The sequence below is a fragment of the Segatella sp. genome (assembly GCF_977051555.1).
This window is the reverse complement of the sequence record NZ_CDRSSE010000032.1, coordinates 26,075-41,277: the sequence shown is the minus strand read 5'-3', so window position 1 is coordinate 41,277 and position 15,203 is coordinate 26,075. Positions and strand designations below refer to the sequence as shown.

General features: G+C 46.1%; 10 protein-coding genes. 2 read left to right on the top strand and 8 right to left on the bottom strand.

Translation table 11 applies throughout. From position 1 onward, the window contains the following. Positions 1-663: 663 nt before the first annotated feature. The gene (locus ACWJAO_RS08755) at positions 664-867 is read right to left on the bottom strand and encodes a hypothetical protein (protein WP_449139983.1); all 204 of its coding nucleotides are present in this window, start codon (positions 865-867) and stop codon (positions 664-666) included. A gap of 109 nt (positions 868-976) precedes the next feature. Further along, positions 977-2,185 carry an alpha/beta hydrolase family protein gene (locus ACWJAO_RS08750; protein WP_449139982.1) on the bottom strand — a complete coding sequence of 403 codons (1,209 nt, stop codon included), beginning with the start codon at positions 2,183-2,185 and terminating at the stop codon, positions 977-979. A 149-nt stretch (positions 2,186-2,334) separates the two neighbouring features. Here ACWJAO_RS08750 and ACWJAO_RS08745 point away from each other — a divergent pair, with 149 nt between their 5' ends. Next, on the top strand, positions 2,335-2,868 hold the full coding sequence (locus ACWJAO_RS08745) for an LOG family protein (RefSeq protein WP_449139981.1): 534 nt from the start codon (positions 2,335-2,337) through the stop codon (positions 2,866-2,868). A 114-nt stretch (positions 2,869-2,982) separates the two neighbouring features. Here ACWJAO_RS08745 and ACWJAO_RS08740 read toward each other — a convergent pair whose 3' ends face one another. The 5 genes from ACWJAO_RS08740 to ACWJAO_RS08720 form a co-directional block, all read right to left on the bottom strand. Next, positions 2,983-4,317, bottom strand: coding sequence for an ATP-binding protein (locus tag ACWJAO_RS08740; protein WP_449139980.1), 1,335 nt, complete (start codon positions 4,315-4,317; stop codon positions 2,983-2,985). 208 nt (positions 4,318-4,525) lie between these two features. Further along, positions 4,526-5,776 (bottom strand): ATP-binding protein, encoded by a 1,251-nt coding sequence (locus ACWJAO_RS08735; protein ID WP_449139985.1) that lies wholly within the window; start codon positions 5,774-5,776, stop codon positions 4,526-4,528. A 217-nt stretch (positions 5,777-5,993) separates the two neighbouring features. Further along, entirely contained in the window at positions 5,994-7,244 is a 1,251-nt protein-coding gene (locus ACWJAO_RS08730) for an ATP-binding protein (RefSeq protein ID WP_449139979.1), read from the bottom strand. Positions 7,245-7,519: 275 nt separating this feature from the next. Then, positions 7,520-8,707 carry an FprA family A-type flavoprotein gene (locus ACWJAO_RS08725; RefSeq protein WP_449139978.1) on the bottom strand — a complete coding sequence of 396 codons (1,188 nt, stop codon included), beginning with the start codon at positions 8,705-8,707 and terminating at the stop codon, positions 7,520-7,522. 254 nt (positions 8,708-8,961) lie between these two features. After that, positions 8,962-9,900 carry a carbohydrate kinase family protein gene (locus ACWJAO_RS08720; protein ID WP_449139977.1) on the bottom strand — a complete coding sequence of 313 codons (939 nt, stop codon included), beginning with the start codon at positions 9,898-9,900 and terminating at the stop codon, positions 8,962-8,964. Positions 9,901-10,019: 119 nt separating this feature from the next. Here ACWJAO_RS08720 and ACWJAO_RS08715 point away from each other — a divergent pair, with 119 nt between their 5' ends. Continuing rightward, positions 10,020-11,369: a M16 family metallopeptidase gene (locus ACWJAO_RS08715; protein WP_449139976.1), complete on the top strand. Its 1,350-nt coding sequence runs from the start codon at positions 10,020-10,022 to the stop codon at positions 11,367-11,369. A gap of 1,028 nt (positions 11,370-12,397) precedes the next feature. Here ACWJAO_RS08715 and ACWJAO_RS08710 read toward each other — a convergent pair. Beyond that, positions 12,398-14,971, bottom strand: a complete 2,574-nt coding sequence (locus ACWJAO_RS08710) for a hypothetical protein (RefSeq protein ID WP_449139975.1) — start codon at positions 14,969-14,971, stop codon at positions 12,398-12,400. Between the last annotated feature and the right edge of the window lie 232 nt (positions 14,972-15,203).

The window sequence follows — 15,203 nt, the reverse complement described above, 5'->3', positions numbered from 1 at the left end:
AATACCCCACTGGAAAAATACAGAGACTTACTTCCTGATAGATGGAAAAAGCAGTAACAGCATTTGTTTAATCAGCTGTTACTGCTTTTTTTGAATTATGCAAGGTATAAACGCGGAGCCGCTTACCTTTCTTGCTCACTTCTGAAATCCCATAGAAACAAGCATAAATTAAACGGAAAGCGTGGGATCTCCTCGTTACTCGTCCCACTGATTGAGGCCTTCGCATTGCCCAGGATTGTTGAACGAGCAACGTCGAAGCCCACGCCGATATGTGTACACTTTTCCCTATACGGATATAAGACTTATCGCTTGACGCAATAAGCCATACCAGTAAAGGGATGTGGCTAAAACACATCCCGAGGGCATCTACCGTTGCATTGCTCATGACAATCCTTGAAGTTTGCGAAGTTTCAATCAGTCTAGAACAAAGCGCCAAGTAAACGCTCTATATTATGTCATGATACACCAACCCTCCCAAGTTCTCGTCTCAACTATCTCCCCTTTAAAAAGGAAGAAAAGCATCAACTCGGCGTGAGCGAACGGGTATCTGCGTGCAAAGGTAATGAAAATAATCGAAAAGTTGCATCATTTCCGATTAATATTTTCAAGAAACATAAAAATTCTGTTGTGTGAAGGCACACAACAGCCACAAAAGCACTTTATCTATTCTACTTTGAACAAATCATCCAGCACCACCTCGTTCTGAATGTTTTGCCAACCGGCATTATGCTCTACACCATACGAAGTTATCATCGAAAGATGGAGGGTCTTCTTCGTTCCTGTTGCCTGCTTGAACAACTCCCTGCGCTTGATCAACCAAGCCGCATAATCGGGAATAATGGAATAAGTACACAAGTAAAAATACAAAAGTTTACTACACTAACGCCTTTTTTTTAGGGGTTAGCGTAGTAGACTTTTGCAAATTTATAGAAGAAAGTACAGAAAAACAGCTGTTAACTGTTAACTCTGTTAACCCCTATTTCAGATTCTTATCCAGAAACTCCAGCATTTTCTCCTGCGCCTTCAAACCACAGGAATGAGGGATTTCCCAAAGCTCCGTATCCAGCAGATTTTCAGCTCCCTGACTCTTCCAAACCTTGTGCATTTCGGCAAAAGCATCTTTTACGCCGGGTACAGGGAAGAGCTTGTCTTTCGTGCCATTGATGAAGAGCATCGGTTTCGGACAGGCGAGAGAGGCAATGTGAGGATAATCCAGATATTGGCGAAGACCGGGAATGCAATTCGCAAAACCGCCATTCTCCTTTCTTCCGAATCTCTGGGTAAGTTGCGCATCCGTGGTAATCATCCAGCAGATGGAAGCACCCGCCTTGATTCTATCCGATAATGCCGAGAGCATCCACGAGCGATAGGCTCCCATCGAACAGCCCACGCATCCGATACGCTTCGCATCTACCATTGGCAGCGAAGCCAGGAACTCGGTACAGGAAATATCATCGTAAGTCATGAAGGCAGAGAGATCTCTACCCAGCATCATCATGTTGCCGGCTATCAGGTCGTATTTGTTTCTATCCACGCCCTCCTTTCTGCCTCTTTCTCCCCACATCGGAGCATCTGCCGAAAAGACCACGTAGCCATGCTTAGCCAGGTAATCGCCCACGTACTGACTATCGTAAATCAGTTTCGCCCACGCATCCGCATCATCCAGAATCTCCTGACAGAGCGCTTGCTTCTCAGGAGTATCTTTCTCTTCCGGAGTAAAGAAAGGACGAATCATCTTCTCCTTTCCGATAAAGAGATGAGCGCCATGATCATGAAGCGCATTGACTGTTGGGAATGGACCCTTGCCATCCGGAATCAGGAGATAAGCCGTAATACGGGAATAGGCGTTGATATTAAAGGCGATTTTCTGCGCCTTATATCCGTCTCTCTGTTCCTCGCCCAATACTTCCATATCCCAAGCCGCAGCTGCTTTCGGAGGCGTCATCATGCATTCGAAGACCTTCGCCTTTGCCGCCTTCTTCCACTTCTTGAAGTTCCTGATAGGACTGTTGCCCCAAGCCATCGGATAGGTCAGTTCCTTCTTCAGCGTTTCTACATAGGTAGGAATCTCTCCCTGCCATTCATACTTCTCCCGCTTCTGAAGCTTCGGCTTCGAAGAGGTCTGAGCAAGCGCCACCGATGCCTGCAACAATGCGATGATACTATATGTGATAATCCTTTTCATTCTCTTGTATCGTTTATAAGATTAGTTATTGTTTGCAAAATTAAGAAATTATCCGCAAAAAGAGCCCAATAATCTCAATATTTTTACGTACCTTTGCCTAAAACATTCATAAACAACAGATAAACATCAATCAAATAGAAGATAAAGACATGAAAATAGCAGTATTTTGTTCAGCAAATAAGAATATCGACCCCGACTTCTTCACTTTGACTGAAGAGTTGGGAAAGTGGATGGCAGAGAACGGCCACGACCTGGTTTTCGGCGGCTGCAACTCCGGTCTGATGGATTGCATCGGCAAGGCAGTGAAAGCGAATGGCGGCAGAACCATCGGTGTAGTTCCTACGCTTGTAGAGCGAGGCGGCAGAACCTTCCCTGACCTCGACATCGAGATTCCGTGTGATAATCTCAGCGACCGCAAGGACCTGATGCTTGCCCAGAGCGACATCTTCGTAGCCCTTCCTGGCGGCATCGGCACCCTGGACGAAATCTTCACCATCGCTGCCTCCCACACCATCGGCTACCATCACAAGATGGTGATTCTCTACAACATGAAAGGCTTCTGGAACTCCACCATCGCCCTGCTGGATGACATGGCAGAGAAAAGCATGATTCGCGGCGATTGGCGAGATGTAATTGAAATAGCGGATAATCTGGAAGAACTAGCTAAGCTCTGCGAGGGATAGAAACAACTTTTTGTATATCAACCACAAAAACAAGATTTGCAAATTAAGCATGTTTCAACATGCTTAATTTGCACTAATACAAAATTCCATACAAAGAGTATGGATAAATTTCAATTATTCATTAAACGCCAGGCTCTCCACAAACATTTTCAATTTATCAACCAGATATAATGGAAGATTGAGCAAATCATCGTCCTTCCTCATGTTAAGAGCAGAAAGACGAACTGATAGTTTAGGGAGATATTGCTTGCGATAATACGCCAGGCTCTTCGCCGTAACATTCTTGTCAGCCTTCACCTCGATAGGAATGATTTTACCAGCATCCTGCAACAGGAACTCCACTTCTGCCGTATTGCCAGAAGTCCAATAATAATGCTGACTGCCATACTGGCGAACCAAAGCCTGAAGGACATAGTTTTCTGCCATCACCCCCTTGAACTCCGTAAAGAGATTGTCGCCCATCAATACAGTAGTAGCATCCAAATCAAACTTGCGCCCCAATAAGCCCACATCATTGAGATAAAGCTTGAAGGCATTGTCTTTTTTATAGGCAGAGAGCGGCAAGCGAGGAGTTTCTATCGCCGAAACCCGATGCACCAATCCAGCCAGGCACAACCATTCGATGGCTCCCTCATACTCACGTGCCCTAGCCCCTTTCTGAACATCAGCATAACGGAACTTCTTGTCCTCACGAGCAAGCTGATTCTGCAAATTGCCCCAAACCTGAAACACACGTGGGATATCCTTGTTGCTGATGTGCTTGGCAAAATCAAGAGAATAAGACTGGAGGATAGCATCCTGAACCACTTTTACTTCCGCCCACGAACGAGTGTCGATGTAGGCACTTACCGCCTCGGGCATTCCGCCTAACACAAGATACAACTTGTAAGCATCTATCAGCTGCTGGTGCAACACCTCGGGCACAGCCATCACCTCGTCTATCATCTGATAAGAATGATAGAGCTGGGCATCTGCCACCCTCAGATATTCAGCAAACGATACGGGATGAAGAGTCATGAAGTCAACCTTACCCACAGGAAAAGACGCTCCTGTACGATTAAGAGCCACACCCAGGAGTGAACCTGCGCACACAACAGCGTACTCCGGAGCATCCTCACAGAAATACTTCAAGCTATTCAATGCTTCATTGCATTCCTGAATCTCATCAAGAACAATCAGAGTGGAAGTTGGAAAAATTTTCTTCCCCGTCATCAGCTCCATCGACTTAATGAGTTTCAAAGGCTCCTTGGTACGTTTAAAATCCTCCTTCACGGCTGGCATCGTATCGAAGTTGATGTAAACCATATCCTCAAAGCATTCCCTGCCAAACTTCTTCAATGCCCACGACTTACCTACCTGGCGTGCGCCCTGCAACACCAATGGTTTGCGACGCGGATTCTCCTTCCACGCCTTCAATTTATCTAGTATTTCTCTTTGTATTTCTGCCATAATTTCTTCGTTAATATGATTTTTCGGCAAAAATACACATTTTTCATATCAAAAAGTGGCAAACTTGCACATTTTTAACATTAATTAGGATTAGAACCTATAAAACAGAGAATTCAAATAAAAAAGAAAGGGCGGAAAAACAACTGTTAACTGTTAACTCTGTTAACCCCAGTTGTTCTTCCGCCCTTGATATTTTCTTCAAGACCATCTATTCCTTATTTTCTTTCCCCAAGAGGAAATCGGAGAGGCTCATCATCAGAATGCCTTCTTCATTATAACCCGAACGATACCTATCCCCTACGATTATCAGTTTGCGGAAACCATCGTTTACATTCAATAGAGAAGCCTGCTCCTGATCTACCTTCTCCTTATCAGGCAAGGCGTAAGCCGACTGGATATAGAGACGCTCATCATGACGGTTCACCACGAAATCTATCTCAAGATTCCTACGCTGCAGCTTGCCATTTTCATCCCGCTTGAAGCTCTCCACTACGCCTACATCCACACCATAGCCTTGTTTCCGAAGCTCATTATAGATAACATTCTCCATAATATGAGTGTATTCTATCTGTCGGAAATCAAGCACAGCATTTCGAATACCTAAGTCCTCGAAATAATACTTGGTACCAGCACCTATGTACTTGCGACCTTTCACATCATAGCGCAAAGCCTCGCTGATAATGAAGGAATCCTGCAGATATTCCAAATACTTGCTGATAGTATTGCCACTTATCTCTACTCCACCAGCCGACTTAAACGTATTGGAGATTTTCAAGACATTGGTACAAGAACCTATCGTAGATGCAAGGAGACGTACCAGCTCTTTCATTCCCTCTGGATTCTTCAAGCGATTACGGTCCAAAACATCTTTCAGATAAACAGTCTCATAAATCTCTCGAAGATAGTTTTGCTTGGCTTCAGGGCTTTCCATCTGCACCACAGCAGGCAATCCACCATACAGATAATAAGTTTCCAAAGCTTGTTGCATCTCTCCTCCTACAACCTCGTAGTATTCAGAAAAACTCAATGGGTGAATACGGATTTCCCATCCTCGCCCTCTGAACTCTGTGATTACATCCTTTGACAAGAAACGGGCATTGGAACCAGTTACGTACACCTCAGCATTCTCCACATGGAGATAAGAATTGAGCACATCCTCAAACTCCTTTACCATCTGAACCTCATCAAGAAGAATGTAATACTTCTCCTTGTCAACCATCCGAACATCTATATACTCTAAGAGTGCATCCGGGTCACGGAGTCTCTTGTTTCTGCGGTCTTCAAGATTTACTTGTATGATATGATCTTCCGCAACACCTCTTTCGAGCAAATGCTTACAAAAGATGTTGAAAAGAAGAAAAGATTTACCACATCGGCGGATGCCAGTGATAATCTTAATCATCCCATTGCCTTCGGCAGAGATGAGCTTATCTAGATATTCCTTGCGCTCAAAATACATCATTTCACTGAAAATTTTTGTGTCAAGACACGTATTTTTGCAGCAAAAGTACGTTTTTTACACGACATCACCAAGTTTTATCGGGGATTACACGGAATATTTAAAGGTATTTAAACAAAGAAAGAGCGGAAAAACAACTGTTAACTGTTAACTCTGTTAACCCCCAGTTGTTCTTCCGCCCTTTCTTTTGGCAAAGCCGGCCTTCTTAATCCAGCCTTTACTTCAGCATCCATTCCCAAGCAGGAATTATATGCACCGTCTTCCCATCCACGGTAAGTTCCTCTTTCTCATTCAGCGTAATGATGTAACCCTCTGATAAATCATAGATTTCCATCGCCTCCTGCAGGCCCTCTATCTCACGCTTGCGAGTCTTCTCATCATCCATCTTCACCGTAACCTGGTAAGCCTGGGTAATCCTTACACCTTCTCTCACCACAAAGTCGCACTCTTTCTTATCGGCATGATAGAACAAGTCGCAACCCCTTCGCAGCAATTCTATGAAAACGGCATTCTCCAGTTTCACGCCATTGTTATCCGTGACATTGAACCCCATCCTGCTGATGATGGCATTATCTATAAAATACACCTTCTTCGGACTCAACATCTGGGTCTTTACCGATGGAGCATACTTCAGCAACTGGAATATCATGTAGGTTTGCTGAATATATTCCAGATAGTTCTTGATGGTTTCGGGATGGCGGATGCCCACTATCTTTCCCAGCGAGTTATAGGTAACACGCTTGGTGGCATTACTGGCAAGATAAAACGCAAGCTCTTTAATTTCCTTGTCGTTCGTAAGACCATTGCGAGCCATCACATCCCGGAAGATAATGCTCTCATAAAGTGAGGATAGGTAACTGACGGAACCCGTCTGAAGATATTTCGGGAAACCACCCCTCTCCAAGAAATCACGGAAATGCCCCAACAGCTTGGAACGACTCGCCATCAGATAGAAATCCTTCTGCGAAGGCTCAATATGCTCCAACTGCAGGTATTCGGCAAAAGAGAAAGGATAAACCTCTACAGAGATATAACGCCCTGTGAGATGAGTGCCCATCTCCTTGCTCAGCATCCGGGCATTGGAGCCAGTCACCACCACCTTATTGCCTTCATTATAAAGTCTTCTCACAAAGGTTTCCCAACCCGCAATGTTTTGAATCTCATCAAAGTAATAGGTGTGTTGCTCGCCGAAAAGTTCAAAGAAGCATTCCTGCAAGGTAGCAAAATCTTCAAGCTTAAAGTTGACGAGACGCTCATCGTCAAAATTGAAGAAGAAATCTTTCTCCTCCAACTTATCACGCAGTTGCTGCAGCAACACCGACTTTCCACATCGCCTTACACCAGTTATGATAAGGATTTCCGAGGTGGTAAGCCATTCCTCTTCTATGTGTCGAGGGATAGCATCCTGCATAAGATGCTTGCAGTTTTCCTGCTGCTCAAATATTATTTGTTTCAACAGTTCTTTCATTGCTCTACTATTTTATGATTCGTGGGCAAAAATAAGAAAAATATCTGAAAGTAGCAAGAGAAAAACAAAAATCTTTCATTCTGAATGAATAATTTTCCAAAAACCTTTCATTCGGAACGAATACTTTCGTTCAGAATCTTTCATTCTGAATGAATAGATTTCGATTAATACTTTAAAAAACAAAGAAAAGAGCGGAAAAACAGCTGTTAACTGTTAACTCTGTTAACCCCAGTTGCCTTTCCGCTCTTTTATAATAATCTCTAACAAGAAATCTTTTACTCCGCCAGCAGCTTCTCGGCCATAGCCTTACCCAGAGCCTCGCACTGCGCCTTTACCTCTGGAGTAATCGCCTGCTTCATATCTACAGGCTCGCCTACTGGCTCGTAGTGGAGCTTGGTTTCGTTCCATTCCTGAATCTTTGCTACAGCCTTGCTTGCCCAGCAATGAGAACCGTACCAGCCAAGGAGGTGGTTCTTGATGTCCTTATTGGCAAGCTCGGAGAGGAGAACCTCCATCTCGTGATAAAGACCGGCATTGTAGGTTGGAGCACCCACGATGAGACCCTTGTAGCGGAAGATGTCGCGCAGGATGTAGCTGTGGTGAGTCTTCGAGATATTATACATCACGATGTTCTTCACGCCTGCCTTGCTTGCTGCACGGGCGATGATTTCTGCCATGCGCTCGGTGTTGCCGTACATGGTGCCGTAGCAGATAACCAAGCCCGGCTCCGTCTCATACTTCGACATCTTATCATACATGCCGATAACCTTCTCGATGTGCTCGTGCCAAACAGGACCATGGGTAGAGCAGATGTAATCCAGCTCCACGCCAGCCAACTTCTTCAACGCATTCTGAACAGGAACGCCATACTTACCCACAATGTTTGAGTAGTAGCGAACCATCTCCAGCCAGAAAGTCTCGCAGTTGATTTCCGTATCGATGATTCCGCCATTCAGCGCACCGAAGCAGCCGAACGCATCGCCCGAGAAGAGCACCTTGTTCTTCGCATCCAGAGTAACCATGGTCTCTGGCCAGTGAACCATAGGGATGAGAACGAAGCTCAGCTCGTGGTTGCCGAGAGAAAGGGTTTCGCCATTCTTCACCTCTACCACATCATCAGTTACGCCATAGAAGCCTTCGAGCATTCCCAGGGTCTTCTTGTTGCCCACAATCTTGATGTTAGGGTAATATTTCTTGATGAGGGCGATGGAGCCGCTGTGGTCAGGTTCCATGTGGTTGATGATGAGGTAATCGATTTCGCGGTCACCAATCACCTCGTGAATGTTCTCGAGGAACTGGGTGAAGAAATCTACCTCTACAGTATCTACCAGCGCTACCTTCTCATCGTCAATGATATAAGAGTTGTAGCTCACTCCGTTAGGCAAAGGCCAGAGGCCCTCAAAACGATGCTTGTTGCGGTCGTTTACGCCTACGTAATAAATCTTGTTTGTAATTTCTGTCATAATCTTTATCTATTATTTATTCTTTCAAGTATTGTTTTTTGTCAAGTATTATTTTTTTGTCAAGAATTTAAGAATTAGAGAATTTTTCTTTTGAATGATTGAGAATTACAAGAGGTTGACTTTGTCAACCCAACTTCCTGAAATTCTAAACAATTCATTGGAATATCAGTTCCCAAGCAGAATGAAATTCTCTAATTCTTAAATTCTTGATTAAAAAAAATCGTCCTAAGCAGAATGAAATTCTTGATCAAAACTTATCTGAGTTCCTTCTTCTTTTCTTCTCCGAATTCCTTGGAAACATAATTGTAGATGTCCTTGCAGCATTCGGTGGAGAATTCTTGAGCCGAAACAAGGAGACTGTCCCATTGCTCCTCTGTCAATCCACGGTCGATGTCCTCGCGGGTGATTCCATCCTTGATTAATCCGAACACGAAGCCCGCGTTGAAATTATCGCCGGCTCCGATGGTACTCACCGGTTTCATCTTCTCCGAAGGATAACTCTTGGCAAAGCCGTTCTCGGCACGAACCTCTACAGGCTCAGCACCCTGGGTGCAGATAAACTTCTTGCAGTAGAAACTGATTTCAGCATTATAAACCTTATCCGCCTCCGGTTTCTTGTAGAGGATTCCAAAGTCCTCGTGGCTTCCGCGTACGAAATCAGCCATCTCCAGGTTCTCTATCAGATTAGGCGTAATCTTCATGATTTCGTTCTGATGAGAAGCACGGAAGTTGATGTCGTAATAAAGAATGGCGCCGTGCTCCTTCGCATACTCCAGGAAGCCGGCAACCTGAGGACGGACCACAGGATTCAGGGCGAAGAACGAACCGAAGAGCACGATGTCGCCAGGATTGATTTCCGGTGTGGCAAACTCCAGCTGGTCGTGAGGATGATCTTTATAAAAGATGTAGTCGGCATTGTTGTTCTCGTCGAGGAAAGCCAGCGAGAGCGGCGACTTGGAATCTGGGAAGATGCTCACATTGTCAGCATTCACCCCATTATCTCTCAAAAACTGAATCACATACTCTCCTATGCGGTCGTTGCCAGCCTCGCTGATAAACGAAGCATTCACGCCCGCACGTCCCAACGAGATGACTGCATTGAATGATGAGCCACCCGGTACTGCCTCTATCGGCTTGCCGCCCTTGAAGATGATGTCAAGCACGGTTTCTCCTATTCCTATTACTTTGCGCATTGTTTTTGTTGCCTTTTTTTGTTTTCAGGGAGCAAAGATAAGTCTTTTTGGCGATAATGCAAAATAAATGACTAATTTTTTGGATAAATTACATTTTCCATGTAACTTTGCACCTTGAAATGAAATACATTACTTATACACTCGATAATGGACTCCGCATCATCCACCTGCCTTCAGACAGCAAGGTGGTGTATTGCGGTTACCAGATTAACGCCGGCACCCGAAACGAGGAGCCAGGCGAAGAAGGACTTGCCCACTTCTGCGAGCACGTTACCTTCAAGGGCACAGAGCGCCGAAAGGCGTGGCACATTCTCAACTGTCTGGAGAGCGTGGGAGGCGACCTGAACGCCTACACCAACAAGGAGGGCACGGTTTATTACTCCGCCATCCTCAAGGAGCACATCGCAAGAGCCGTAGACCTGCTCACTGACATCGTTTTCCATTCGGTTTATCCGCAAGCGGAAATCGACAAGGAGGTAGAGGTTATCTGCGATGAAATAGAGAGTTACAACGATTCTCCTGCCGAACTGATTTATGATGAATTCGAAAACATCATCTTCAAAGGTTCGCCGCTGGGACATAATATCCTGGGAACTGCCGAGCAGGTTCGCCACTTTACCACAGAGGATGCATTGCGCTTCACCAGGAAGCTTTATCGGCCGGATAATGCGATATTCTTCGCTTACGGGGATATTGATTTCAAGAAGCTGGTGAAGCTTATCGGGAGGGCGCTCGCAGATGATGAATCGGGCAAACTTGCTGAAGAAAATCTCCCACAGATTTCACAGATTACACAAATCTCCGGGGATGAGAATTCCATTGCTGCAGAAAAATCTGTGAAATCTGTGTCATCTGTGGGACCTAAAAATTATTCATCTGTGGGACCTGAAAAATATCCATCTGTGGGGAATGAGATTGCTGGGCAAACAATCGTGAAGCAGAAGAATACGCATCAGGCTCATGTGATGATTGGAACCCGGGCTTACGATGTGAACGACGACCGCAGAATGCCGCTCTATCTGCTCAACAATATGCTGGGCGGACCGGGAATGAACGCCAAGCTGAACCTCGCCCTGCGCGAGCACAACGGACTGGTTTACACCGTAGAGAGTACGATGGTGGCTTATGGCGATACGGGCATTTGGAGCATTTATTTCGGCTGCGATGAGCACGATGTGAAGCGCTGCCTCAGACTGGTTCGCAAGGAACTGGATAAATTCATGCAGAAACCGCTGAGCGAGGCGCAGCTCAAGGCCGCCAAGAAGCAGATTAAGGGACAGGTAGGCGTGGCTTGCGACAACCGCGAGAACTTTGCCCTCGACTTCGGCAAGAGCTTCCTTCACTATGGCTGGGAGAAGAATGTAGACCGACTCTACGAGCAGGTGGATGAGATTACTGCCGAACAGATACAGGCTGTGGCCAAAGAGTTGTTTGATAAAGACAGGCTCACCACGCTGATTTTCAAATAAATAAGAAATAAAGAAGGCAACAACTTGGGTCGTCATGCGACTTCCCTTGTTGCTGCCTTCGTAATTTAATGAATTAAAACTGTTTTTTCTAAAACAACTAACAATTAACCTAAAAACTTAAACCTAAAAACCTAAAATGAAAATCTATAAAACCTAAAACGAATTCTTAACAATCTATATATGAAATCCCCAATCAGAATTTATCACGAAAACTCCCAGGGGACAAGTATGAATTTCAAATGAAAAGGAGTTTTTACTCTCCTCTCTGATTTCGGAAGCCCCTTTGGCTCCCTACTGTGTTTTTTACTCGGCCGTGCATTGCTGCCAGCCATTTTTTTAATCTCGGCTCTTTTGGAGCCCTTCGCATGGCTAATCTCCGATTAAGCCAACTTGTTGTTAATAGCACCAACTTCAGCTACACATGCAACAACTACTGCGATAATCATTCCTAATACTAACATAATTTTTTCCTTTCTTAAATTTGTTATCTTAAATATACAATCTTGTAGTTTTACCTAACAAAATCTTAACTCTCTTTATTTCTTACCTCCCGAAGGAGGATTTCTATGCTCTCTTAGCTTCGTAGCTTATTTGCCGCAGTTCATTCCGAGGTTCATACCTGCGCAAGCAACTACTGCGAATGCTACTACTGCTACTGTCATTATCCCGAACATTACCATAATCTTTTTCCTTTCTTTTAACCTCTTAATCAGTCTCTTCGAGATTTTCTAGAAGTCCTCGTCCGAATCTCAGAACCAGGTTCCGAACCGGTCTCAAACTTGTCTCGAATCGATTTCATAAGTTATCCTTACTGAATCAATCTTTTATCCTTTTTTCTTTTTCTGGTGCAAAGGTACAACTTTGTGTGCGCACACACAAGCTTTTTAAGAGAAAAGTTTCAAAAACCCTTGTTTTCTTGATTAAGGTCAAGAACATTTACATTCTCATTACAAAATCAGGCTATTTTTAAGTTTTTTGCCCTTCAGGGCGAGGGGCGTGGCATTTTACCACACCCCTCTTCACTGGCTCTATGCTGCCATTTCCGGCATTCCGTAGTGCCCGTACTTGGCGATGAAACGGGCGGTCTTGGTGTAGGTGCCGTCCTCGTTCTTCATGATGAAGCCACGCTTCTTCCAGTTGCACAGCAGGATGGCAAGCTTCGTCTTGGTGCCATGAACCTGACAGATGTTCTGAATCTCAGTCTTATCAAAGGTGTCGTGAACGAAGAGAAGAAGATTGCTCACGCCGGGAGTATGACAGATAGAACGGTTGTCTGCATCTATTGCCTCCTGCATCTGATTGCCGAAGAAACGCATCTTGCACCACAAATCATACTTCACGCTCCATACGATGAAATCCTCTATCGCCTTCTCCCACTTCTCGCCATTCGCCAGATAAAGCACCATCGCGCGGCGGAAACCATTCGCCAAACCACGCTTGGCAAACTCGGCGTAAGGCTTGTTGTAAGCCAGCTGAGCCATCTCCATGATCTCATTCTCCAGACGCTCGATGAGCTGGCGAGCCTTACGGCACTCCTTGAAACCGCTGGCTGCGTTCAGCTGCTGGATGTAAGGAGAAAGCTGCGACTTGAACTGCGCATCATAACTGCCCACCTCCGGACGCGGAGCGAAATCGGGACGGATGATGGTGGCAAGCGAAAGTCGGCTCACGGCTCCATCAGCCACCTCACGAACCGAGAAGAACTTCTGCGTAACGGCAATGGTGCTCGAAGCATTCCAGTTGAAACGGGTCTTTACGCGGGCTGTAACGCTCTTGGTTCCTACGCGCTCCTGACCGTCCTCTGAATTGTCCCAGCAGAGGCGAATCAGCTGGCTAGGGTCGTTGAACTTTCTGAGCATGTCTACCTCGTCCATCTTGCAGTAGAGATAAGCATCGCCAGCCTTCTGCACATCGTCGAGGCGCTGGATGTAGGCAGCGCGCGTCAGGTCGGGCGAAACGATGCGGATGCAGATGTCTTCAGGGCGCACAGGCTTCTTCTTGTTGTCGCCCATGGTGTTCACCTCGTCCTTCCATTCCTGCTCCTTCTGGCGGTTCACCTTATCCATCTGAACCAGATCTTCGATGATGCAGTCGATAGGTCCGTTAACCAGCGATTTGCCCGACGACATGGCTGCAATGAGCAGATTCATCATCGCCGCCTCGTGCACCTGATTATCCGTGTAGCGGAAGGTTACGCCCTTGAGATGAGCGGCAAGCGGAGGGAAGACCGCCATTGCCACAGCCGCCTTGAAATCGGCAGGCACCTTGCTGGTGAGCAGTTTGATGAGCTTAGGCAACTTGGCTGGCAACTGAGGAGGAACATCGGCGTAGATTCCCGCCTTCTCGGTGGTCTGCTTGGCAAGATGATTCTTGCGGGCAGTCTCTACTGCCAACTTCACCATATCCGGAATCACGGTAGATTGTGCCACCTTGCAGGCATTCTCTACGGTGGCGAACGCCTTCGCCTCGTCTTCTCCGAAGGTTTCTATTACCTGCTTGATCCAAGCCGCCTCACTATTACAGATGTATCTCAGCAGGCAGGCTTCGCGATAAATGAAGTTGTTGCGGTTGCCGTGGGCAGGAGCGCCGCCCATCAAATCTACCAGCACCTTCACAATCTCCTCGTAAGGAACGCCGTCGTAGGTCTGCTCATACTGCACGGCATTGGCAGCCCGTCTCGCCTTCTCCTCCTCGCTCTCTATAGGTTCGAAGTCTACGGTTGGAGCGGCAGATGCATTCTGAAATGACTGGCTCTGAGAAGATGCATTCGAAGATGCTGAGCTCTGAGAGGCTCCTGACCGGGCAGAATCAATATCCAGCGGACGGCCGTCAATATCCAGTCCTCTCTTGCGGTAAGCCTCACGGTATTCAGCCACAGCTTCCTTATCCAGGCGCTTGTACCAGTCGTTGGCAGTGTAAATCTGGCTTGCCGCATCGGTAATGAAGATGATGCGCTCAGGGGTTACGCAGCTAGAGTCTTCGGTGGCGTGGATGAGTTTGCAGAAGGCACTCTGAGCCTCAGCGATGGTCATTCCTACCGGGATGCGGATGTCGATGTGGGCCTTGTTGCGGGCTGAGCGCTCGATGTGGAGCACCTTTCCCTTCCAGAGTTCGATGTCTTCGGCTGAGAAGATTTTCTCTCTGAAGAATTTCTCTGTAGGCTCATCAAACATTCCGTTCAGCAACAGGGCGTTCTTCACCGCCGGCTCAACCTCCTCAGGGTTATCAATATCCACGGTTGTCTGGAAGGTGAAAGCCTCTGGGTCGATGAACTTCTGGGCGCGATGATCTTCGAGGAAGTGGAAGTAGTGAGGCGAGCGGAAAGGCAGCTGCTTCTTGAGGTCAGTAATCTTGCGGTCGAGCTGCTGGTAGGTTTCGCCTGCCTTCATCTCCTCCTGCTTCATCTGGTTTTGCTGGGCGGTGAGTTCACGGATCTGACCTACGAGCTGTGCGAGCCAAGGCTGCTTGGTAAGCTCGGTGTAGTAATCGAGGAGATGGGATGAAATCTGTCCCATGTTCGCTCTGCGGTTAGGGTTCATTGCGATGATGCGGCTGCTGAGCTGCTTGCATTCATCAAAGGTCATTGGTTTGTTTTCTTTCATTACACATTTTTTATTTTTAGTAGTCATTAGACAGGCTCTTTGCAGAAACCTGCCGCCTTCCAGTCTGAAAAGCGGTGCAAAGATAATAAAAAAAAGAGCCGTTTGCAAGAGTTTGCTCGAGCAAAAAAGGGCGCGGTATAATGGAAGAATGAAATGGTATAAAAGATTTAGAAAACGGTATAAAAGGGGTATAAAAGATAAGAGAAAAGGACAAATAACGGGACTTGCAAGA

Coding starts and splice junctions, on each gene's coding strand:
- ACWJAO_RS08750 (WP_449139982.1), bottom strand. CDS start 2,185: ATGAAAAGGATTATCACATATAGTATCATCGCATTGTTGCAGGCATCG.
- ACWJAO_RS08745 (WP_449139981.1), top strand. CDS start 2,335: ATGAAAATAGCAGTATTTTGTTCAGCAAATAAGAATATCGACCCCGAC.
- ACWJAO_RS08740 (WP_449139980.1), bottom strand. CDS start 4,317: ATGGCAGAAATACAAAGAGAAATACTAGATAAATTGAAGGCGTGGAAG.
- ACWJAO_RS08735 (WP_449139985.1), bottom strand. CDS start 5,776: ATGTATTTTGAGCGCAAGGAATATCTAGATAAGCTCATCTCTGCCGAA.
- ACWJAO_RS08730 (WP_449139979.1), bottom strand. CDS start 7,244: ATGAAAGAACTGTTGAAACAAATAATATTTGAGCAGCAGGAAAACTGC.
- ACWJAO_RS08725 (WP_449139978.1), bottom strand. CDS start 8,707: ATGACAGAAATTACAAACAAGATTTATTACGTAGGCGTAAACGACCGC.
- ACWJAO_RS08720 (WP_449139977.1), bottom strand. CDS start 9,900: ATGCGCAAAGTAATAGGAATAGGAGAAACCGTGCTTGACATCATCTTC.
- ACWJAO_RS08715 (WP_449139976.1), top strand. CDS start 10,020: ATGAAATACATTACTTATACACTCGATAATGGACTCCGCATCATCCAC.
- ACWJAO_RS08710 (WP_449139975.1), bottom strand. CDS start 14,971: ATGAAAGAAAACAAACCAATGACCTTTGATGAATGCAAGCAGCTCAGC.